Genomic DNA, 20010 nt, shown 5'->3' on the forward strand with positions numbered 1-20010 from the left:
AGCCGCACGTCACCGCCGGGCGAGCCACTCGTCGAAGGTCTCGCGCCCCGTCACGGCACCGGGCCCGGGGAGCGCGTGGCCGGCCCGCATCCCCTTCATCTGGGCGCCCGGCAGGCTCACCGACGGGATCCAGCCGCGGTTGCCCTCGCGCCGGCCGTAGGCGCGCACCATTTCGTCCAGCCGCTCCTCGCGCGGACCGGCGAGGTCGGCCGCCCTGCCCTGTGCCGCACCCGATGCCACGGCAGCTAAGTGCTCACCCACCTCGCGTGCGGCGATCGGCTGCACCCGCGCGCGCGGCGCCAGGTGCAGGGGGCCGATCTTCGCCTGCCGGTACAGCTGCGCGGCGAACTCGTGGAACTGCGTCGCCCGCACGATGGTCCAGGGGACAGCGGATGCCCCGACCACGCGCTCCTGCGCGACCTTTCCGGCGTAGTAGTCGAACGGCATCCGGTCGATGCCGACGATCGACAGCAGCACGACGTGCCCCACGCCCGCCCGGGCCGCGGACGCGATGAGGTTCCCGGTGGCGGTGGTGAAGAAGCTCGTCGCCGCGCTCGCCAACAGCGTGCTGACGTTCGCCACGTCGATCACCGCGTCCACGCCCGCCAGGGCGGCGTCGAGTCCGGCACCCGACACGAGGTCGACGCCGCGGCCGCGGCTGAGGACGACGGTCTCGTGCCCGGCAGCCCGCGCGGCGTCGGCGGCGTGCGTGCCGACCGTGCCGGTTCCTCCAGCGATGGCGATCTTCATACCGGCATCCTCCCTCGTCGCAGAGCTGTCGCGCCGTTCCCCCGCCGGAGCCGCGCCGTCGACGCAACCCCTGAAGCCGACGAAACCCGGGTTGTTAGCGTGGGGGGATGGCGACTCCCTTCGACTCCCTCGACGACTTCATCGCACTGCCGCGCGTAGAGGCGCTCGCGCTCTCACCCGATGGCGGTACCGCCGTGCTGACGGTCGCGGCGCTCAAGAAGGACGGCACCGGGTACGAACGCTCACTCTGGAGCGTGGCGGCCGACGGCGGCGGGTCGCCCCGACGGCTGACGCGGTCGGCAAAGGGCGAGTCGGGGGCGGCTTTCACCCCGAGCGGTGACCTCCTGTTCGTGTCGGCGCGCCCCGACACCGAGGGCGAGGCCGACGACGAGTCGGGCCAGCTCTGGCTCCTTCCCGCCGCGGGCGGGGAAGCCCGCCCGGTCACGCGTCTCGCCGGCGGCGTGGACGCCATCGCGGCCACCGCCGAGGGGAGCGAGCGGGTCGTGGTCGCGGCATCCCTCCTTCCCGGCACCGACTCGATCGAGGCGGATGCGAGCCTGCGCGCTCGGCGCAAGGAGAAGAAGGTGTCGGCGATCCTGCACGAGACCTACCCGGTGCGGTTCTGGGACCACGACCTCGGTCCGGCCGAGCCGCACCTGCTCGCCATCGACGTCGACGCGCTCGACGACACGATCGCGGCCGCCGTGGCCGACGCGGAAGCACAGCAGCAGACGGATGCCGCGGCCGGCGACTCCGTGGCAGGGTCGAGCGCCTCCGGCTCGGGCACCCCCGGCTCCGGCGCGTCCGCCGCCGCGGGGAAGCCGTACCCGGCGACCCTCCCGCGCCCCCGCGACCTCACTCCGCGCCCGGGCCGGTCGCTCGACCACGCCGAGGCGTCGCTCACGCCCGACGGATCGACGCTGATCGTCGCCGTCGAGACGCACGAGCAGCGTGGCGGCCGGCAGATCCTCGTGTCGATCGACACGGAGACCGGTGAACGCACCGTCCTGTTCGACGAGCCGGGGGTCGACGTCGGCTCACCCGCAGTCAGCCACGACGGCGGCTCGATCGCCTATCTCCGCACCGCCAAGGCGACCCCGGCCGGCCCGACCGACATCGAGGTCTGGATCGCGGGTGTCGACGGGTCCGCGCCGCGTCGCCTCGCCGAGACCTGGGACCGCTGGGCGACGAGCATCGCGTGGGATGCCGGCGACTCCGCGCTCATCGCGACCGCCGACGACGACGGGCGCGGGCCGGTCTTCCGGGTGCCCATCGACGGCGGCGCTCCCGAGCAGCTGACGGCCGACGACTACGCCTACACGCACGTCAACGTGGATCGCGGCAGCGGCGACCTCGTCGCGCTGCGCTCGTCGTGGGTCGAGCCCCCGCACCCGGTGCGGATCAGTCGCGACGGCATCGTCTCGCCGATCGCCACGCCGGCGGCGACGCCCGCGCGACCCGGCACGATCACCGAGGTCGACGCCACTGCCGACGACGGCGCGCGGGTGCGGGGCTGGCTGCTCCTGCCCGAGGGCGCGTCGACGGATGCCCCGGCCCCGCTCCTGCTGTGGATCCACGGTGGGCCGCTCAACAGCTGGAATGCCTGGAGCTGGCGCTGGGCGCCGCTGCTCGCGGTCGCGCGCGGCTACGCCGTGCTGCTTCCCGACCCTGCGCTGTCGACGGGATACGGCCTGGACTTCATCGCCCGAGGCTGGAACTCGTGGGGCGGCAAGCCGTACACCGACCTGCTCTCGATCACCGATGCGGCCCTGGCGCGCGACGACATCGACCACGCCCGCACGGCCGCGATGGGCGGCTCGTTCGGTGGGTACATGGCGAACTGGGTCGCCGGTCACACCGACCGGTTCCGGGCGATCGTGACCCACGCGAGCCTGTGGGCCCTCGACCAGTTCGCCGGAACCACCGACCTCTCGGTGTACTGGCAGGAGATCTTCACGCCCGAGGCGATGACCGAGAACTCGCCGCACCGCTTCGTCCGCGACATCCGGACCCCGCTCTTGGTGATCCACGGCGACAAGGACTATCGGGTGCCGATCGGCGAAGGGCTGCGGCTGTGGTCGGAGCTCGCCGAGCACCATGCCGACGACGACGGTCGCATGCCGCACCGGTTCCTGTACTTCCCCGACGAGAATCACTGGATCCTGAAGCCGCAGCACGCGGTGCTCTGGTACGAGACCGTGTTCGCGTTCCTCGCCGAGCACGTGCGCGGCGAGGCGCCGTCACGACCGGAATTGCTCGGCTGAGGTATTCACCGCCGCGGGGGCGTCAGCCCTCGTGGCGGATCTCGCAGTCGCTCCCCGGCGACAGGATCGCCTCGTGCCCGTCGTCGTATCGCACGACGAGCAGCGGGCTGTCTCCGTCTCCGCGCACCTCGATCACCTCGCCGGCGCGCTCGGCGGCTCCGACGACGCGGCCGTGGATGATCACGCGGTCGCCGACACTGGCTCGCATCCCCACCACCTCCTGCGGCACACGATACGACTCGGGCGCCCGCGACGGTAGCGGATGCCTAGAGCTGCGCTCCGTCGTCGTCGCGGTTCTCGAGGCCGACGTTGCGGCCGCGCCACGACTCGTAGGCGATGAGCCAGCCGATGGAGACGGCGAAGGCGAGGAACAGGCCGACGAGCGGCTGCCCCCAGATCAGGCCGAAGACGATGCCGGCCGCGAAGATGAGCGCCGTGCCGAGGGCCCAGCCGGAGTGGCCGCGCGTCCAGCGTCTGCGAGGTGTGGTCATGGCGACAGCCTAGGGTCTCGTCTGCGCCGATTCTTGACCGGCCTGCGGCCGGGCCGCTATGGTGGCGAGTCCGTGCCATCGCACGGATCACGACGAGCCGAGAGGACGAGACGGATGAGCGCCCAGCGCAACCTCCGCGTCGCAGTGGTTCCCAGCACGAAGCTGGGCGACCGCGACGAGTCGTTCCCTCCGGCGCAGGCCGTGTAGCAGCATCCGCTCTTCACGCCCCGCACCGCACAGGTCCGGGGCGTTTCCTTTTTCGAAGCCTCCCGGCGACCGTGGCCCGTCTCGCGACGCGTCCGTCCGGACGCGCCGAATCGAAGGAAAGGAATCATGGAGAGGCTCTCCGCACGGCTGCTCTCGTGGGCGAGCCTGATCGACGAGAAGACCGTCGAGCAGGCACGCACCTCGTCCGGCATGCCGTTCATCTACCCGCACCTGGCGCTCATGCCCGATGCGCACCTCGGAAAGGGCGCCACCGTCGGCTCGGTCATCCCGACCCTCGGGGCGATCATGCCCGCCGCCGTCGGTGTCGACATCGGCTGCGGCATGATCGCCGTTCGCACGCAGTTCACCCGGGACCAGCTGGAGTCCCGCGATCTGTCGACGCTCCGGGTGCAGATCGAGCGAGCCGTGCCGCTGTCGGCCGGACACCAGAACCGCAAGGTGGTCGCCTCGGCCGAACCGCGGATCGCCGAGCTCGAGGCGCTCGCCGAGAAGGCCGAGTTCGACCCCGAGTCGTACGCGGGCAACTGGCGGCTGCAGCTGGGGTCGCTCGGATCGGGGAACCACTTCATCGAGGTCTCGGTCGACGAGCTCGACCGGGTCTGGATGTTCCTCCACTCGGGGTCGCGGGGCGTGGGCAACAAGATCGCCACGCACCACATCGCGGTCGCGCAGCGGCTGGCGAAGCGGTGGTGGATCGAGCTTCCGGACCCCCACCTGGCCTACCTCGTCGAGGGCACGCCCGAGTTCACCCGGTACATCCGGGAGCTGCGGTGGGCCCAGCACTTCGCGCTCCTCAACCGCGAGGAGATGATGGACCGGGTGTCGCGGCAGCTGTCCGAGGTGATGGGAGAGGCGGTCGTCGAGCACGAGCGCATCAACTGCCACCACAACTTCACCGAGTCCGAGAAGCACTTCGGCAAGCAGGTGTGGGTGTCGCGGAAGGGTGCGATCCAGGCGGACGCCGGGCGCCCCGGCCTCATCCCGGGGTCGATGGGCACGGCGTCGTACGTCGTCGAGGGACTCGGCAATCCGCTGTCGCTCAACTCGTCGCCGCACGGCGCCGGACGGGAGTACTCCCGGTCGGCCGCGCGGCGCACGTTCACCCACGCGCAGCTGCGCGAGGCGATGGCGGGCATCGAGTTCCGTGACACCGACGCCTTCATCGACGAGATCCCGCAGGCCTACAAGCCGATCGACCAGGTCATGGCCGACGCGTCCGACCTCGTGTCGGTGCGGCACACGCTGCGGCAGCTCGTCAACGTGAAGGGGGCCTGAGCGGATGCCGCGGCCCGGGGTCACTCCCGGGTCGCGGCATCCGTCGCCATGCCCGCGCCGCGCGGACCGGCATAGTGCGTCGTGCAGAGAATCGCGCGCGAATCGGAGATTCCAGCCTCCTGGAATGCGAAGTTCGGGCGATTCTGCGAACCGGGGACCGAGGGGACTCAGCGGTTGCGGTGGTCTTCGGGGTGCATGCGCGCGCCGCGGCGGGGCTCGTGCACACCGCTCGCGTAGAGCAGCCGGATCACCCGCTGACGCTGGCCGGCCCAGGGCGCGAGGAGCCGCAGCATCCCGTCGTCGTCGACGCGTTCGCCGGTGAGGGCGTAGCCGACCTCGTGCGCGAGGTGGAAGTCGCCGACGCTCACCGCGTCGGGGTCGCCGAGCGCGCGGATGCGCGTCTCGGCCGAGGTCCACGCCCCGATGCCCGGCTGGCTGACGAGCACGCGGTCGACGGCCTCGCCGTCCTCGGCGGCGAGCACCGCCCGCACGATCGAGTCGCCCTTGCGCGCGGCGCGCACCACGGTCTTCGACTGCGGCGGCTCGAGCCCGGCGCGGTGCCACGCCCACGACGGCACGTGCTGCCACCCGTCGATGGACGGCGGCGCGAACATCGGCCGGGGAGTCGGCCCGGGCGCCCGCTCGCCGCACCACGTCACGATGCGGCGCCACGCCGCGAAGGCCTGCATGCCGGTGATCTTCTGCTCGAAGACCGCGCACGCGAGGGCGTCGAACACGAGCTCGGTGCGGGCGAGCCGCAGGCCGGGGTTGCGGCGGTGCGCCTCGGCGATGAGCGGATGCGGCGACCCGTCGAACTCGCTCGGGTCGTCGCCGGCGCCGCACAGCGCGGGCAGCTGCGCGATCGCCCACTCGCGGCCGGGGCCCCACGCGGCCACGCGCACCACACCGGGATGCGTCTCGCGGATGGCCAGGGTTGCGACGCCCTCGGGCGTGCGGCTCACCCGCCAGATCACCGAGCCGGAGACCGTCATCGTGGGGTCGTTCGCCCCGCGCCGCAGGAACAGCAGCGTGCGGGCGAGATCGAGCGGATGCCTCGGCCGGTACTCGGTCTCGAGCGGTCGGCCATGCTCGGGCCGCGGGTCGCGCGCCGCCGCCGCGGCGGGGCGGCGGGTCGGCGCGACGAAGGTCATGCTTCGACCATACGCCCCGGCCTCCGACATCCGGCCGGCATGTGTCCTCTCGCTCGCTTCGCCTTCGTGAATCAGAAGCGGTCGGGCGAGGGCGTGCCGTGACCGTAGCGGATGACGACGTCGGCGTGGCGGTCGAAGCGGTAGCCGACGCCGCGCACCGTGCGCACGATGTCTTCGTAGCGACCGAGCTTGGCGCGCAGCCGACGGACGTGCACGTCGATCGTGCGCTCGCCCGGAGCCTCTTCCTCGGACGCACCCTGCCACAGCGACGTGACCAGCTCGGTGCGCTCGATCGTGCGACCCTCGCGCAGCACGAGGTAATGCAGCAGCTCGAACTCCTTGAAAGTGAAGGCCGCCGACTCGCCGTCGATCAGCACGCGCTTGCGCGAGATGTCGACGACGACGCCGCCGGCGGCGCGGTCCTCGTCCTCGGGCTCCTCCTGCTTTGTGCGGGCGATCGCGGACGGCTCGTGCAGCGCGAGGCGCACGACGTCGACGTCGCGTCCGCCCGAGCCGACGGGGGCGAGCGCCACCGTCGCGTAGGTCTCCGCCTCGGGCGCGAGGTCGGCGAGCGTGCGGCGGAGAGCATCGACCAGCACGCCGAGGCTGACACCGGATGCCGCGGCCTTGGCCTCGTCGATGCCGACGTAGAGCGCGAACCCGCGAGGGGCCGTGCCGGGCGGGAGGTTGCGCTGGGCCGGCGCTGCGGGCGCCTCGGCCGCCGGCGCGGGTGCGTCGACGGTGGGGACCGGGCGGGTCACGGCGCGCAGGTGGCGGACGGGTGCGGACGCCGGTGCGCCGGAGATGCGCGGCGCGGCGGAATCGGAGGTGGTGGTGGTGGGACGGTCGAGGAGGGCGGTGTTCGACATGATGATGGTCCTTGCGGAAGGGAGCCCTCGCCGGATCTCGGCGGAATCGGCTCGGATGTGCTGGTGCCCGATGGGGCGGTGCCCGATGTCGGGCGGTGCGCGAGGCATCCGGGTGCGCGTGATCGACGCACGGATCCGGTGCTTCGGGGGACTGGTCGGGCCGTTTTCAGAAGCGGCGCGAGAGTCCGGCGGGGGTCACCGTGCTAGTGGCACATTCGACAACACATGGCAACGCGGCCGGCCATCATCATGCCGGCAGCTCCGTTCGCCTCCCAGGCGGACAGGTAGCGTGCGTTGTCAGTCATGTGGCCGATTATGACCGAATGCGTCCCGATGCGTCAAATCGCACGGCTGAGGCATCCGGATCGTGACGAAGTGTGTCGTTCTGCTCAGTCTCGGGCTCCCCGCGCGGGGGACGCAGGCCGCCCAATTTGTTGGGTATTGCCACAAATCGCTTGCGCTCGCCGCTGGAGTGTGCCTACCATCCCTGTCGAAGCGTTTACGCGAAGCGCTTCGATGCACAACTTCCGACAGACGACGAGGTCGACGTGGCGAACATCAACGAGGTGGCAGAGGTCGCCGGGGTGTCCATCAGCACCGTGTCGTACGCGCTGAGCGGAAAGCGACCCGTCGCCCCCGACACCCGGCGCCGCATCGAAGACGCCGTTCGCGAGCTCGGCTACAGTCCGAACGCCGGAGCGCGCATGCTCGCCGGCTCGAGGACCCAGATCTTCGCCCTCACCGAGCCGCTGCGCAAAGACACCCACGCGCCCACCCACATGGCGTTCGTGCTGGCCACCGCCGTGGCGGCGCGGCGGCACGACTACGACATCCTGCTGCTGACCGACGAGCAGGCGCAGGCGGGGATGAGCCGAGTGGCCGCGAACGGCCTGGTCGACGCCATCCTCGTCCTCGATGTCGCCCCCGACGATGCGCGGGTCGCCCTGGCGCGCCAGATCCCGACGCCCACCGTCTTCATCGGCATCCCGAACGACAACGACGGACTGATCTGCGTCGACCTCGACTTCGAGCGGGCGGCGGCCTGGGCCGTCGATCTGCTCGCCGACGCGGGTCACCGCTCCGTCGGGCTCGTCGGGCAGACCGAAACGGCCTACATCAAGTCGAACTTCCCGCCCCGCGTCCGTTCCGCCGTCCTGGAGCGCAGCGAGGAACGGGGGGTTACGGCCGCTCACGGGACGACGGGGTCGAAGCACGCCGAGCGGCGGGCTGCCCGCCGAACCGCCGGCGACCTGCTCGACGGCGGCGCCACGGCCCTCGTCCTCCACTGTGCCGATGAGGCGCACGCGGCGGTGCTCGCCGAGATCGACGCGCGAGGCCTGCGCGTGCCCGAGGACGTCTCGGTCATCTCGGTCGGCGCCTCGTTCGACACGGCCGCGCTCGCCGTGCCGGTCGACACGATCCCCCTCGTGCCCGAGGCCTCGTGCGACCTCGCGGTCGAGCTCGCACTCCAGACGCTCGGGCCGGACCGCCCCGAGCCCGGCGTGCGCCTGATTCCGCCCACCTACTCGCGATACGGCTCGATCGCCGCGCCAGCGGACACCGCCGGGGTCGCGGACGGCTGAGGCCGCGGCATCCGATCCCCTGCGTCGCGCCCGAAGTCGAAGCGCTTCGACAGCCCGCACGACTCCACAACTCCACACCACCTGACACACCCGACCAACGCTGGTCACCAAGAAAGGAGTGCCACCGATGGCACGAATCACACGCAAGAACGCCCGTCGCGGGCTCGCCGCGATCGGCGCCCTCACCGTCGGCGCGGTGGCGCTGGCCGGCTGCGCCGGCGGCGGCTCGTCGGACGGCGGCGACGGCGACACCCTCAAGCTGTGGCATTACGAAGGAGCCGACAGCGCGATGGGCAAGGCCTGGGCCGAGGCCATCGAGATCTTCGAGGAGGAGACCGGCGCGACGGTCGAGTTCGAGGAGAAGTCGTTCGAGCAGATCCAGAAGACCGCCAGCCAGGTGCTCGACACGGATGCCGCGCCCGACCTCATGGAGTTCAACAAGGGCAACGCCACCGCCGGCTTCCTGGCCTCCACCGGCCTGATCTCGGACCTCGGCGACGCGGTCGAGGAGTACGGCTGGGAGGACAAGCTGGCCCCCTCGCTGCAGACCACCGCGAAGTACTCCGAAGACGGCGTGATGGGCGGCGACACCTGGTACGGCATCCCGAACTACGGCGAGTTCGTCGGCGTCTACTACAACCTCGACGCGTTCGAGGAGGCCGACCTGGAGATCCCGACGACCTACGACGAGTTCGTCGACGTGCTCGACGCGTTCGTCGCGCAGGGGGTCACCCCGCTGGCCGAGGCGGGCGCCGAGTACCCGCTCGGGCAGCTCTGGTACCAGCTGGCGCTCACCGAGGGCGACCGTCAGTTCGTCAACGACTACCAGCTGTACGAGAACCCGGTCGACTGGCAGGGCGACGAGATCACCTACGCCACGGAGACCCTGCAGGAGTACGTCGACAAGGGCTACATCGCCTCGGACGTGTCGTCGGTGAAGGCCGAGGACGCCGGAGTGTCGTTCATCAACGGCACGGCGCCGATCTTCGTCTCGGGTTCGTGGTGGTTCGGCCGCTTCGTCGCCGAGGCCACCGGCTTCGACTGGACGATGACCGCCTTCCCGGGCACGGACCTCTCGCTCGGCTCGTCGGGCAACCTGTGGGTCGTGCCCGAGAACGCCGCCAACAAGGAGCTGGCGTACGAGTTCATCGACATCACGATGCGCCCCGAGATCCAGGCCATCATCGGCAACAACGGCGGCGTCCCCGTCGCCGCGGACTCGGCCGACATCACCGACGAGAAGAGCAAGCTGCTCATCGACACCTTCAACGGCATCCTCGAGGCCGACGGTCTCTCGTTCTACCCCGACTGGCCGGCACCGGGCTTCTACGACGTGATCGTCCAGGAGCTGCAGGGCCTCGTCACCGGCACCCAGGACGCCGCGACCACCAACGAGAACCTCGGCGCCCAGTACGAAGAGGGCACGGAGGAATACCGCTGACCCGACGTGGGTCCACGGGAGGGGCGGATGCCTCGGCATCCGTCCCTCTCGCCACAGGAAGAGCCCCCATGGCCATCACGACACCTGAAACGCGCGCCCGTCGCGCAAAGCTCCCTCCCGAGGAGCCGTCGATCCCGCAGCGCGGCGGCAGCACCGCCGGCTACTGGATGTACCTGCTGCCCGGCTTCGTGCTGCTGCTGATCATCGTCGTCGTCCCGCTGGTGTGGAACGTCTACCTGACCTTCACGAGCTGGCGCGGCGTCGGCGACCCCGAGTTCATCGGCCTCGAGAACTGGACCGAGCTGCTCTCGGACTCCGACTTCTGGACCTCGTTCGCCAACTCGGTGTGGATGGTCCTCGCCATGGTGGTCGTGCCGACCACGGTCGGCCTGCTCGTCGCCGCCCTGCTGTTCGACGTCGTCGGGCGCAAGTTCGGCGGCAAGGTGGGGAGCTTCCTGCGCGCGACCTACTACCTGCCGCAGATCCTCCCGGTCGTCGTCGCGGGCATCGTCATCGGGTGGATCGTGCGGCCCGGGGCCGACGGCGCGCTCAACCAGATCCTCGGGGTGTTCGGCATCCCGCCGGTCGACTGGCTCGGGCAGATGCCGTCGGCGCTCATCGTACTGATGGTCGTGCTCGTGTGGGTGCAGATCGGCTACCCGGTCGTCGTGTTCATGGCCGCCCTGCAGCGGGTAGACCCCGAGCTCTACGAGGCGGCGGAACTCGACGGGGCGAACTGGCTGCAGCGCTTCACCGCGATCACGATGAGCATCATCCGCCCCGAGATCTTCGTCGTCACCCTGACGTGCACGATCGCCGCCCTGAAGGTGTTCGGACCGGTCTACGTGATCACGCGGGGCGGCCCGGCGGGAGCGACGCTCGTGCCGGCGTACTACGCGTACCAGGAGTTCTTCACCAAGCGGAACGTCGGCTACGGCGCGACGATCGCCACCGTGCTGACGATCCTCGTCGTCATCGTGTCGGTCATCTTCATCCGCGTGCAGAACTCGCTCGAGCGCAAGGAAAGGCTGGGGCTCTGATGGCCGCGACCATGACGCTGACCACCACCGGCGCCGAGACGACGAAGAGAGCCGGACGGCGCTCGCCGCGCCCGCGCGGCGGGATGACCAAGAAGCGGGCGGTCGACTGGCTGCTGCTCGCGCTCGTCGTCGTCGGGGCGCTGCTGATCATCGCGCCCTTCTACCTGATCCTCGTGAACTCGTTCAAGTCGCCCGTCGACTACGCGACGTCGGGTCCGCTCGCGTTCCCGGAGGCGTTCGACTTCACGGGCATCCAGAAGTTCTGGGAGCGGGTGAACTTCCCGGAGAAGGTGTGGAACTCGATCTTCATCTCGGGTGCCGTCGCCGTGCTCGCGGTGCTGATCTCGATGCTCAACGCCTTCGCCATCGGCATCGGGCGCGTGCGGGGGCGCGCGTGGATCGTGCTGCTGTTCCTGCTGGCGAACCTGCTCCCGCAGGAGGCGCTCCTCTACCCGCTGTACTACATGTTCAAAGAGATCGGACTGTACGACAGCGTCTGGTCGGTCATCATCGTCTTCACGGTGATCCAGGCCGCGTTCGGCACGTACCTGCTCGCCTCGGTCTACGGCACGTTCCCCAAGGAGGTGCTCGAGGCGGCGTCGATCGACGGTGCCGGGCGGTGGACGATCCTGTGGCGGGTGGTCTTCCCGATCAGCCGTCCCACGCTCTCGGTGCTGCTGATCTTCTTCTTCATCTGGACCTGGAACGAGTTCCTCATCCCGCTCACGTTCCTGGCCTCCAACGCCAACCAGACGGTGCCCGTCGCGATCAGCGTCCTCCAGGGCGACCGCCTGATGGACGTGACGACGACCAGCGCCTCCGCGCTGCTCGGCATCATCCCCACGCTCATCTTCTTCCTCATCTTCCAGCGCACCCTCACCCGGGGCATCACGGCAGGAGCAGTCAAGTAATGAAGTTCACCGACGGGTTCTGGCAGCTGCGTCCCGGAGTCACCGCCCTCTACGCCCAGGAGGCGTACGACGTGTGGCCGACGGATGCCTCGGCCGACGGCCCCGGTCTGGTCGTGACCGCCCCCACCTCGGTCATCGCCAAGCGCGGCGACACCCTGAACCGTCCGGTCCTCACCGTGACCGTGTCGTCCCCGCTGGAGGGCGTGGTGCGCGTGCGCATCGCCCACCACGAGGGCGGCGGGTGGCACGGCGGGTTCGGACTGCCCGGAGCCGTCGCGGGCGGCGCGGGCGAGGCATCCGTCGACGACACCGGCGGCACCCTCACGACCGGCGGCCTCACAGCCCGCATCTCGCGCGGCGCGCCGTGGTCGCTGTCGTTCGAGCGCGACGGACGCACCGTCACCACCAGCGGGCACAAGGCCCAGGGGTACGTGCGCCTCGGCGCCGACGCGCAGGTCGATCCCGGCATCGTCGACAACGCCCGGACCGGGGAACCCGCGCCGCGCGAGCGTGTGTTCGTGCACGAGCAGCTCGACCTCGGGGTCGGCGAGGTCGTCTACGGCCTGGGGGAGCGCTTCGGCCCGGTCGCGAAGAACGGCCAGACCGTCGAGATCTGGAACGCCGACGGCGGCACGTCGAGCGAGCAGGCCTACAAGAACGTCCCGTTCTACCTGACGAGCCGCGGCTACGGCGTGCTCGTCAACGACCCCGGGCATGTCTCGTTCGAGATCGGGTCGGAAGCGGTCGAGCGCGTGCAGTTCTCGGTGCCGGGCGAGGTGCTCGAGTACTTCGTCATCGACGGACCCACCCCGAAGGACGTGCTCACGCGCTACACCGCCCTCACCGGCCGCCCGCCGGTCGTTCCCGCCTGGTCGTACGGCCTGTGGCTCTCGACGTCGTTCACCACCGACTACGACGAGGCGACCGTGACCTCGTTCATCGACGAGATGGCCGCCCGCGAACTGCCGGTGTCGGTGTTCCACTTCGACTGCTTCTGGATGCGCGAGTTCAACTGGTGCGACTTCGAATGGGATCCGCGCACCTTCCCCGACCCCGAGGGCATGCTCGCCCGTCTCCACGAGAAGGACCTGCGGGTCTGCGTGTGGATCAACCCGTACATCGGGCAGCGCTCGCCGCTGTTCCGCGAGGCCGCCGATCAGGGCTTCCTCGTCACACGGGCCGACGGCTCGGTGTGGCAGTGGGACCTGTGGCAGGCAGGAATGGGCCTCGTCGACTTCACGAACCCCGAAGCCACGGCCTGGTACCAGGGTCACCTGCGCCGCCTGATCGGCCAGGGCGTCGACTGCTTCAAGACCGACTTTGGCGAGCGCATCCCGGTCGATGTCGTGTGGGCCGACGGCGCCGACCCGCAGCGGATGCACAACCTCTACACGCAGCTGTACAACACGGCCGTCCACGAGGTGCTGGTCGAGGCGCGCGGGGAGGGCGAGGCGGTGCTCTTCGCCCGCTCGGCGACGGCCGGGGGCCAGACGATGCCGGTGCACTGGGGCGGCGACTCGACCTCGACGTTCTCGTCGATGGCCGAGACCCTGCGGGGCGGCCTGTCGCTGGCGCTCAGCGGCTTCGCGCACTGGAGTCACGACATCGGCGGTTTCGAGGGCACCCCGGATGCCGCGGTCTTCAAGCGGTGGACCGCTTTCGGTCTGCTCGGCTCGCACTCGCGCTTCCACGGCTCCGGCTCGTACCGGGTGCCGTGGGAGTTCGACGAAGAGGCGGTGGAGGTCACCCGGCGCTTCACGCATCTGAAGATGCACCTCATGCCGTACCTGTTCCAGGCGGGGGTGGATGCCGCGGCCACCGGGGTGCCGATCCTCCGGCCGATGGTGCTGGAATTCCCCGACGACCCGGCCGTGCTGCACCTCGACCGGCAATACATGCTGGGCGCCGACATCCTGGTCGCCCCCGTCTTCTCCGCCGACGGCGAGGTGGAGTTCTACCTGCCGGACGGCGAGTGGACGAGTCTGCTCACGGGCGAGACGGTCGCCGGCGGGCGGTGGCGGCGCGAGACGCACGGGTTCGACAGCCTGCCCCTGTACGTGCGGCCCGGCGCGGTCATCCCGTGGGGTGCCCGGTCGGACCGCCCGGACTACGACTACCTCGACGGACTCGAGCTGCGGGTGTTCCCGGGCGGCTCGGGCACGCGCGAGGTGACCGTCACGACCCCCGACGGGCGGACGCAGCAGTTGACGGCGGACCTGTCGGCGGTGACACGATGACCTCTGTGAGTACTTCTGCAATCGTCCAGGGCAGCCCCGACTACCGCGACTCCGGACTGGTCTTCCCGCCCGGATTCACGTTCGGCTCCGCCACCGCCAGCTACCAGGTCGAGGGAGCCTTCGACGAGGACGGCCGCGGCCCCTCCATCTGGGACACCTTCAGCAAGACCCCCGGGAAGGTCTGGAACGGCGACACCGGCGATGTGGCGTGCGACCACTACCACCGGGTCGACGCCGACCTCGACCTCATGAAGGACCTCGGGCTGGGGGCGTACCGCTTCTCGATCGCATGGCCGCGGATCATCCCCACCGGGACCGGCGAGGTGAACCAGGCGGGGATCGACTTCTACTCGCGTCTCGTCGACGGACTCCTCGAGCGCGGCATCCGTCCCGTGGCGACCCTGTACCACTGGGACCTGCCGCAGCCCCTCGAAGACGCCGGCGGCTGGCCGGTGCGCGCGACCGCCGACGCGTTCGAGCGATACGCCGAGGTGGTCGGGGCGGCGCTCGGCGATCGCGTGCACACCTGGACCACCCTCAACGAGCCCTGGTGCTCGGCCTACCTCGGCTACGGTCAGGGCGGGCACGCGCCGGGTCGCCACGAGCCGGCCGCCGCGCTCGCCGCCGTGCACCACCTGAACCTCGCTCACGGGCGGGCGGTGCAGGCGCTGCGCGCGACCTCGACCGGTGATCCGGACTACTCGATCACGCTGAATTTCCACGTGCTGCGGGGGGTCGGCGACGGTGCGGCCGAGGCCATGCGACGCATCGACGGGCTGGCGAACCGGGTCTTCACCGGACCGCTGCTGAATGGCGAATACCCGGCGGACGTGCTCGACGACACGGCATCCGTCACCGACTGGTCGTTCGTGCACGACGGCGACCTCGCCGCGATCAACCAGCCGATCGACGTGCTCGGCGTCAACTACTACTCGACGGCGACGGTGCGGCTGTGGGACGGCGTCTCGCCGAAGCAGACGAACGACGGCCACAAGGGCGCCGCGGGCGGCACGGCGTGGCCCGGAAGCGACCAGGTGGTCGAGTTCGTCGAACAGCCCGGCCCGTACACCGAGATGGGGTGGAACATCGCACCCGAGGGGCTCGAGGAGCTCCTCGTGTCGCTGAAGGAGCAGTTCCCCGACCAGCCGCTCATGGTCACCGAGAACGGCGCGGCCTTCGCCGACGTCGTCGCCGACGACGGCACGGTGCCCGACCCGGAGCGGCTCGACTACCTGCGCCGCCACTTCACGGCCGCCCACCGGGCGATCGAGCGTGGCGTCGACCTGCGCGGATACTTCGTCTGGTCGCTGATGGACAACTTCGAGTGGGGCTACGGGTACGCGAAGCGGTTCGGGATCGTGCGGGTCGACTTCGACACCCTCGAACGCACCGTCAAGGACAGCGGGAAGTGGTACTCGCAGCTGGCCAAGACCGGTGTTCTTCCGGCCTGACCAGGCTTTGCTGGGTGCGCGCCGGGATGTCGCTGAGCGGATGCCGCGACATCCCGGCCTCGCGCGTCCGGGGGTCCGCGCACGGGGCTACTCTTTCGGGGTGACTGAGCTGCGCTTCACACACGAACCGGATGCCTCGCGCTACACGCTGCACCGTGGCGACGACCTGGTCAGCGTGCTCGACTATCGCGACGACGGCCGCACGGTGGCGCTCACCCGCGCGTACACGGTGCCCACTTTCCGCGGCCACGGCTACGCCGGAGAGCTGGTCGACCGGGCCGTGACCGCGCTCGAGCGCGACGGCGGGCGCAAGGTCATCCCCGTCTGCTGGTACGTCGCCGACTGGTTCGCCGCGAACCCCGGCCGCGGCGACATCCTCGCCCGCCGCTCCGCGTAGCCCGCCGCGCGGGTTCTCCCGCTCCTCGACCTGCGCCCCGTGTGCAGGACGGCGGAGATGTGCAGGATCACGGATGCGTCGGGCCCGAGGCATCCGTCATCGTGCACATCTCCACGGGCTCGCCCGCCCGCCCGTCTCCCGGGGTGCGCGTGCACAGCGTCGGCGATTCGCGCCGATACCCCGCTGCCCGCCCCCGATCCTGCCGCCAGCCGACGCGTGACCGACGTTGTGCGCATCGAATGGCTCTGCGCGGATGTCGCCGTAGGTCAGCCGAGGTTCTGATCGGGGCGGGATGCCGGCGGGGCATCGGCGCAACCAAGCTTCAGCACGGTGCGGCCCCCCACGACGATGAGGGTGCCCGCGAATGCCGCGGCGATCCCCGCCGAGCAAAACTCCCACCACTGGGTCGCGGCGGACAGGATGGAAGCGGCCCGGATGCCCATGGCGATACCGAAGAGAAGTATCGCGAAGGAAATGCTTTTCGGTTCGGCCGGCTGTTCGTGTTGCATGAACCGAGCGTAGCGGTCGACGGCACCGGGGCTTCCAGCGAGGGCGCACATGCTCACCGGCCGGTGCTCGCCTCCGTTGCTATCTGTGGCCAGCGCACAAAGATGCAAACTCTTTCTTCGATCCTGCTCGGTCCTGACGCTGCGCAGGACGCCCGGTCGTGTCGGGGGATGCGCGTGCACAACGTCGGCGATCCGCGGCCGTACATCCCTGCCAACCACCCGGGCGCGCCGCCGGCCGACGCATGACCGACGTTGTGCACGCGGCCTATGCTGGCCGCGTGCAGATGGAAGAGGTGTTCACCCTCGTCGCGGTGTCGTTCGAGGCGGTCGGGGCCGCCGCGATGATCGTCGGGTTCGTCATCGCGATCGTGCTCGGCATCCGCTCCCTCCTTCGGCACGAAGGCGGGGCCACGGCGTTCACGGTGCTTCGCACCACCCTCGGGTCGGCCATTCTGCTGGGACTCGAGGTGCTCGTGGCGGCGGACCTCATCCGCACCATCACGTCGAAGCCGTCGCTCGAGGACGCGGCGATCCTCGGCCTCATCGTGCTCATACGGACGCTGCTGTCGATGTCGATCCAGATCGAGATCGAAGGGACCCTTCCGTGGCGCCGCGCGCTGCTGCGCAGTGGAGGCCAGATGGTGGGCGATGCGGTCGCCCGCGATCGGACCGCCACCCGCGCCGCCGCCGCGACTCGGGGCGAGACCCGCTGACGGCGCCTGTCAAGCCCTTCTCGCGCAACGGCCCCCCGGGTCATTCTGGAGGCCGACGAGAGGAGCGATCCATGGACCGCGACCTGCCTGAAGGCGTCATCAACGCCGACCCGCCCGGTGGATGGGACGAAGTCGGCGACGACGAAGCGGCGACGCGCAACGCCGAATCCCGCGACTCCGGCCAGCTGAGGAGCGACGCCCCGCTGCAGCCCGACGACCCCGTCGAGGGAGAGGAGGCCCGTCAGGCCGCCGACCCCGACCTTGCCAGCGACGCCGACAGCGGAGAGGAACCGTCATGAGCACTCCCGACGAACTCGAACAGCACGACGACGACCGGCCCGGAGACGCCCGTGAAGCGACCGCCGTGCCGCAGGCCGACGAGACCAGCCACGAAGCGGTGGGCATCGGCGTGATGGACTCCGCCGGCGGCCGTGACCACCACGGTCAGGACGAAGGCCGCGACACCCTCACGGTGAGCGAGGCGCAGCGCACCAAGAACGGCCTCGGCTCCGAGCAGGAGCAGCGGCTGCCGGCCATGGCCCAGAACGACGCGTCGGCGGTCGACAAGGTGGCGGGCATCGTCGCGCAGACCCGCCAGGACCTCGGGAGCGAATCGGTCGACCGGGTCGCACAGGTGCTGGCGCAGCGGTTCGACCAGTCCGGCGTCTCGCTGCCCGAGTCCGAGGTGCGCGAGCTCGCCCAGCAGATCGCGACCGGCGACACGACCCAGCCCGACCAGTCCTGATCTGGCCGGGTCCGCCGTACCCACGGGTCAGGCGTTCCGGCGCAGGCCCGCGGCGAACGCTTCGATGAGGTCGGCGGCGGGCGCGGCATCCCGGATCATCGTCTCGTGACCGTGACCGGGGACCTCGGCGTAACGGGCGTCCGGCATGGTCGCGAGAATGCGGTGGCACCACTCCGGCGGCGACACCAGGTCGTGCTCGCCTCGCAGGACCAGCGTCGGAGTCCCGACGCGCGCGAGGACGTCTTCGGGCCGGTGCGCGAGCATCGCCTGGAACTTCCTGCCGATCCGCGGTCCCGCCCGAAGGTACTCGCGGGCGCCGCGCGCGATGACGCGCGGACTCTCGACCGCGATGTCGCGCAGCAGGCGCCAGAGCTGCCGCGGCGCCGTGCGGGCGCGCGGATCGACCGTGGGTCCGACGAGCACCAGCCCCGCGACCGTTCCGGGGTGCCGCGCCCCGAGCTCGAGCGCGATCTGGGCGCCCATGGAGTGTCCGATCGCGACGACGGGCTCGCCGACGCGCGCCGTGAGGAAGGCGCCGAGCAGGTCGGCGGTCCGCTCGATCGTCAGCACCCGCTCCGGTTCCGGTGCTTCGCCGTACCCGGGCAGGTCGACGGCGATGACCTCGCCGCCGTCGTCGAGGTGCGAGACGAGATCGGCGAAGACGCTGCGGCCCATGCCGATCCCGTGGATGAGCAGGTAGCGCGGCTCACCGGATCCACGTCGCTCGGCGACGAGCGTCGCACCGGCGAAGGCGAACGGTCGAGCGGGGGCCACCCCAGAAGCGTAGGCGGTGATTCACGCCGCGCCGGGCTGGTCGCGCAGGCCGACGCGGTCGGGGATGTCGAAGTGCACCTGACGCAGCCACTCCGGCTCGGGCCACGGCCGTGACGCGGGCAGCGACCGCAGGCGGGCGCGAAGGGCGGAATCGGATGCCTCGACCGGCAGCACCCGCGAGGGAGCCCGGTGGGCGAGGGCTCCGAGCCACCAGTGCCGCCACGTGCCCTCGATCGTCTCGGGGCCGGCGACGAGGTAGTAGTCGGGCATGACGGCCTGACCCGACTGGAACAGTCCGAGCAGCAGATCGACCTCGACCTCGAGCGTGCCGAGGGTCGCCCGCTCCTCGAAGAGCTCGACCCACGCCGCGGCGACGTGCTCGAGCGGATCGGCGTCGTGCACCACGTACGGGCGCGACGCGGCGGCCACGGCACGAGTCGCCTCGGCGGGATCGGACTCCCGCAGCGTGAGGGCGGCGATCGCGGGGAAGCGGGCGAGTCCGTCGAGGAGCTCGCCGGGGTCGGCCCCGACGAGGGCCACGACGGTGGATCGGGGTGCGGATTCCGATGACTGCGCCATATTCCACGATACGTCGGGCGGGGGTGAAGGCGCACGGGACACGGCCGGGACGCGGCATCCGCTCAACTCGTCTCGAGCACCACCGTCGCCAGGTCGGCCCCGAAGGTGTAGCGCGCGTCGACGCTTCCGCCGCGCAGCACACCCGGCAGCCAGCGCACGGCGTCGTCCCACATGCGCGCGTACGGCACGTCGGCGACGGCGTACCAGTGCGGCGCGATCTCGTCGGACGGCGCCGGCTCGCCGTGCCAGCGCCGCGTCACGAAGACGGTGGACCGCTGCGACCACTCCGGGCGGGTGGGGAAGTGATAGTCGATCACGCCGGCTTCGATGAGATCGGATGCCGTGACCTCGACGCCGATCTCTTCGCGCACTTCCCGCACCGCCGCGTCGGTCGGCGTCTCGCCGGGGTCGAGCTTGCCCCCGATGCCGACGACCTTGCCCTGACCGAGTCCCGTGCGCTTGTCGCCGAGGAGCACCTCGAGCCCGTGCGGCCCGGTGCGCAGCAGGTACACGACGCACACCTCGGGCAGGGCCATGCCCGCAGGATACGCCCGGCGGTTCGGCATCCCGTCGCGGGAACGCGGCCTGCCTCGGACGCGATG

21 protein-coding genes are annotated in these 20010 nt (G+C 70.8%); 12 read left to right on the forward strand and 9 right to left on the reverse strand.

All coding sequences use genetic code 11. The features are described 5' to 3' along the window. Window positions 1–9 precede the first annotated feature (9 nt). Window positions 10–750 (reverse strand): SDR family oxidoreductase, encoded by a 741-nt coding sequence (locus ACFUTX_RS13570; protein ID WP_378865586.1) that lies wholly within the window; start codon window positions 748–750, stop codon window positions 10–12. Between the two features lie 107 nt (window positions 751–857). On the opposite strand from ACFUTX_RS13570, the gene ACFUTX_RS13575 reads away from it, so the two are divergent. After that, a complete protein-coding gene (locus ACFUTX_RS13575; RefSeq protein WP_378865589.1) occupies window positions 858–3014 on the forward strand; it encodes a S9 family peptidase in 2157 nt (718 codons plus the stop codon). 22 nt (window positions 3015–3036) lie between these two features. On the opposite strand, the gene ACFUTX_RS13580 is transcribed toward ACFUTX_RS13575, so the two are convergent. Both ACFUTX_RS13580 and ACFUTX_RS13585 read right to left on the reverse strand, forming a co-directional pair. Beyond that, entirely contained in the window at window positions 3037–3222 is a 186-nt protein-coding gene (locus ACFUTX_RS13580; RefSeq protein WP_378865592.1) for a DUF1918 domain-containing protein, read from the reverse strand. Window positions 3223–3280: 58 nt separating this feature from the next. After that, on the reverse strand, window positions 3281–3505 hold the full coding sequence (locus ACFUTX_RS13585) for a hypothetical protein (protein ID WP_378865595.1): 225 nt from the start codon (window positions 3503–3505) through the stop codon (window positions 3281–3283). Window positions 3506–3838: 333 nt separating this feature from the next. Here ACFUTX_RS13585 and ACFUTX_RS13590 point away from each other — a divergent pair, with 333 nt between their 5' ends. After that, window positions 3839–5008, forward strand: a complete 1170-nt coding sequence (locus ACFUTX_RS13590) for an RtcB family protein (protein ID WP_378865597.1) — start codon at window positions 3839–3841, stop codon at window positions 5006–5008. 167 nt (window positions 5009–5175) lie between these two features. On the opposite strand, the gene ACFUTX_RS13595 is transcribed toward ACFUTX_RS13590, so the two are convergent. Both ACFUTX_RS13595 and ACFUTX_RS13600 read right to left on the reverse strand, forming a co-directional pair. Next, on the reverse strand, window positions 5176–6159 hold the full coding sequence (locus ACFUTX_RS13595; RefSeq protein WP_378865600.1) for a DNA-3-methyladenine glycosylase family protein: 984 nt from the start codon (window positions 6157–6159) through the stop codon (window positions 5176–5178). Window positions 6160–6230: 71 nt separating this feature from the next. After that, complete coding sequence (locus ACFUTX_RS13600; RefSeq protein ID WP_378865603.1) at window positions 6231–7028, reverse strand: winged helix-turn-helix domain-containing protein; 798 nt, start codon at window positions 7026–7028, stop codon at window positions 6231–6233. Between the two features lie 548 nt (window positions 7029–7576). Here ACFUTX_RS13600 and ACFUTX_RS13605 point away from each other — a divergent pair. From ACFUTX_RS13605 to ACFUTX_RS13635, 7 genes are all read left to right on the forward strand, one after another. Then, window positions 7577–8611: a LacI family DNA-binding transcriptional regulator gene (locus tag ACFUTX_RS13605; protein WP_378865606.1), complete on the forward strand. Its 1035-nt coding sequence runs from the start codon at window positions 7577–7579 to the stop codon at window positions 8609–8611. A 127-nt stretch (window positions 8612–8738) separates the two neighbouring features. Further along, window positions 8739–10052: an ABC transporter substrate-binding protein gene (locus ACFUTX_RS13610; protein WP_378865609.1), complete on the forward strand. Its 1314-nt coding sequence runs from the start codon at window positions 8739–8741 to the stop codon at window positions 10050–10052. A 68-nt stretch (window positions 10053–10120) separates the two neighbouring features. After that, on the forward strand, window positions 10121–11092 hold the full coding sequence (locus ACFUTX_RS13615) for a carbohydrate ABC transporter permease (protein ID WP_378865611.1): 972 nt from the start codon (window positions 10121–10123) through the stop codon (window positions 11090–11092). Next, window positions 11092–12003, forward strand: a complete 912-nt coding sequence (locus ACFUTX_RS13620; protein WP_378865614.1) for a carbohydrate ABC transporter permease — start codon at window positions 11092–11094, stop codon at window positions 12001–12003. Before ACFUTX_RS13615 ends, ACFUTX_RS13620 begins: the two co-directional genes overlap by 1 nt. Beyond that, the gene (yicI, locus tag ACFUTX_RS13625; RefSeq protein ID WP_378865617.1) at window positions 12003–14240 is read left to right on the forward strand and encodes an alpha-xylosidase; all 2238 of its coding nucleotides are present in this window, start codon (window positions 12003–12005) and stop codon (window positions 14238–14240) included. The genes ACFUTX_RS13620 and yicI overlap by 1 nt, the downstream gene beginning before the upstream one ends. Beyond that, window positions 14237–15691, forward strand: a complete 1455-nt coding sequence (locus tag ACFUTX_RS13630) for a GH1 family beta-glucosidase (RefSeq protein WP_378865620.1) — start codon at window positions 14237–14239, stop codon at window positions 15689–15691. The genes yicI and ACFUTX_RS13630 overlap by 4 nt, the downstream gene beginning before the upstream one ends. A gap of 100 nt (window positions 15692–15791) precedes the next feature. Continuing rightward, window positions 15792–16088: a GNAT family N-acetyltransferase gene (locus ACFUTX_RS13635; protein WP_378865623.1), complete on the forward strand. Its 297-nt coding sequence runs from the start codon at window positions 15792–15794 to the stop codon at window positions 16086–16088. A gap of 266 nt (window positions 16089–16354) precedes the next feature. Here ACFUTX_RS13635 and ACFUTX_RS13640 read toward each other — a convergent pair whose 3' ends face one another. Next, a complete protein-coding gene (locus ACFUTX_RS13640) occupies window positions 16355–16597 on the reverse strand; it encodes a hypothetical protein (protein WP_378865626.1) in 243 nt (80 codons plus the stop codon). Between the two features lie 284 nt (window positions 16598–16881). Between ACFUTX_RS13640 and ACFUTX_RS13645 the strand changes: the two genes are divergently transcribed. The 3 genes from ACFUTX_RS13645 (at window position 16882) to ACFUTX_RS13655 (ending at window position 18055) form a co-directional block, all read left to right on the forward strand. Continuing rightward, window positions 16882–17310, forward strand: coding sequence for a DUF1622 domain-containing protein (locus ACFUTX_RS13645; RefSeq protein ID WP_378865985.1), 429 nt, complete (start codon window positions 16882–16884; stop codon window positions 17308–17310). Window positions 17311–17381: 71 nt separating this feature from the next. Beyond that, entirely contained in the window at window positions 17382–17609 is a 228-nt protein-coding gene (locus ACFUTX_RS13650; protein ID WP_378865630.1) for a hypothetical protein, read from the forward strand. Next, window positions 17606–18055: a hypothetical protein gene (locus tag ACFUTX_RS13655; RefSeq protein WP_378865633.1), complete on the forward strand. Its 450-nt coding sequence runs from the start codon at window positions 17606–17608 to the stop codon at window positions 18053–18055. The genes ACFUTX_RS13650 and ACFUTX_RS13655 overlap by 4 nt, the downstream gene beginning before the upstream one ends. A 27-nt stretch (window positions 18056–18082) precedes the next feature. Here the strand turns inward: ACFUTX_RS13655 and ACFUTX_RS13660 are convergent, their stop codons facing one another. From ACFUTX_RS13660 to ACFUTX_RS13670, 3 genes are all read right to left on the reverse strand, one after another. Beyond that, window positions 18083–18829 (reverse strand): alpha/beta fold hydrolase, encoded by a 747-nt coding sequence (locus ACFUTX_RS13660; protein WP_378865636.1) that lies wholly within the window; start codon window positions 18827–18829, stop codon window positions 18083–18085. A gap of 21 nt (window positions 18830–18850) precedes the next feature. Next, a complete protein-coding gene (locus tag ACFUTX_RS13665; protein ID WP_378865638.1) occupies window positions 18851–19408 on the reverse strand; it encodes a hypothetical protein in 558 nt (185 codons plus the stop codon). A gap of 62 nt (window positions 19409–19470) precedes the next feature. Beyond that, window positions 19471–19944, reverse strand: coding sequence for an 8-oxo-dGTP diphosphatase (locus tag ACFUTX_RS13670; protein WP_378865641.1), 474 nt, complete (start codon window positions 19942–19944; stop codon window positions 19471–19473). Between the last annotated feature and the right edge of the window lie 66 nt (window positions 19945–20010).

The organism is Microbacterium sp. NPDC057407, from assembly GCF_042803895.1.
Taxonomy (GTDB): Bacteria; Actinomycetota; Actinomycetes; order Actinomycetales; family Microbacteriaceae; genus Microbacterium.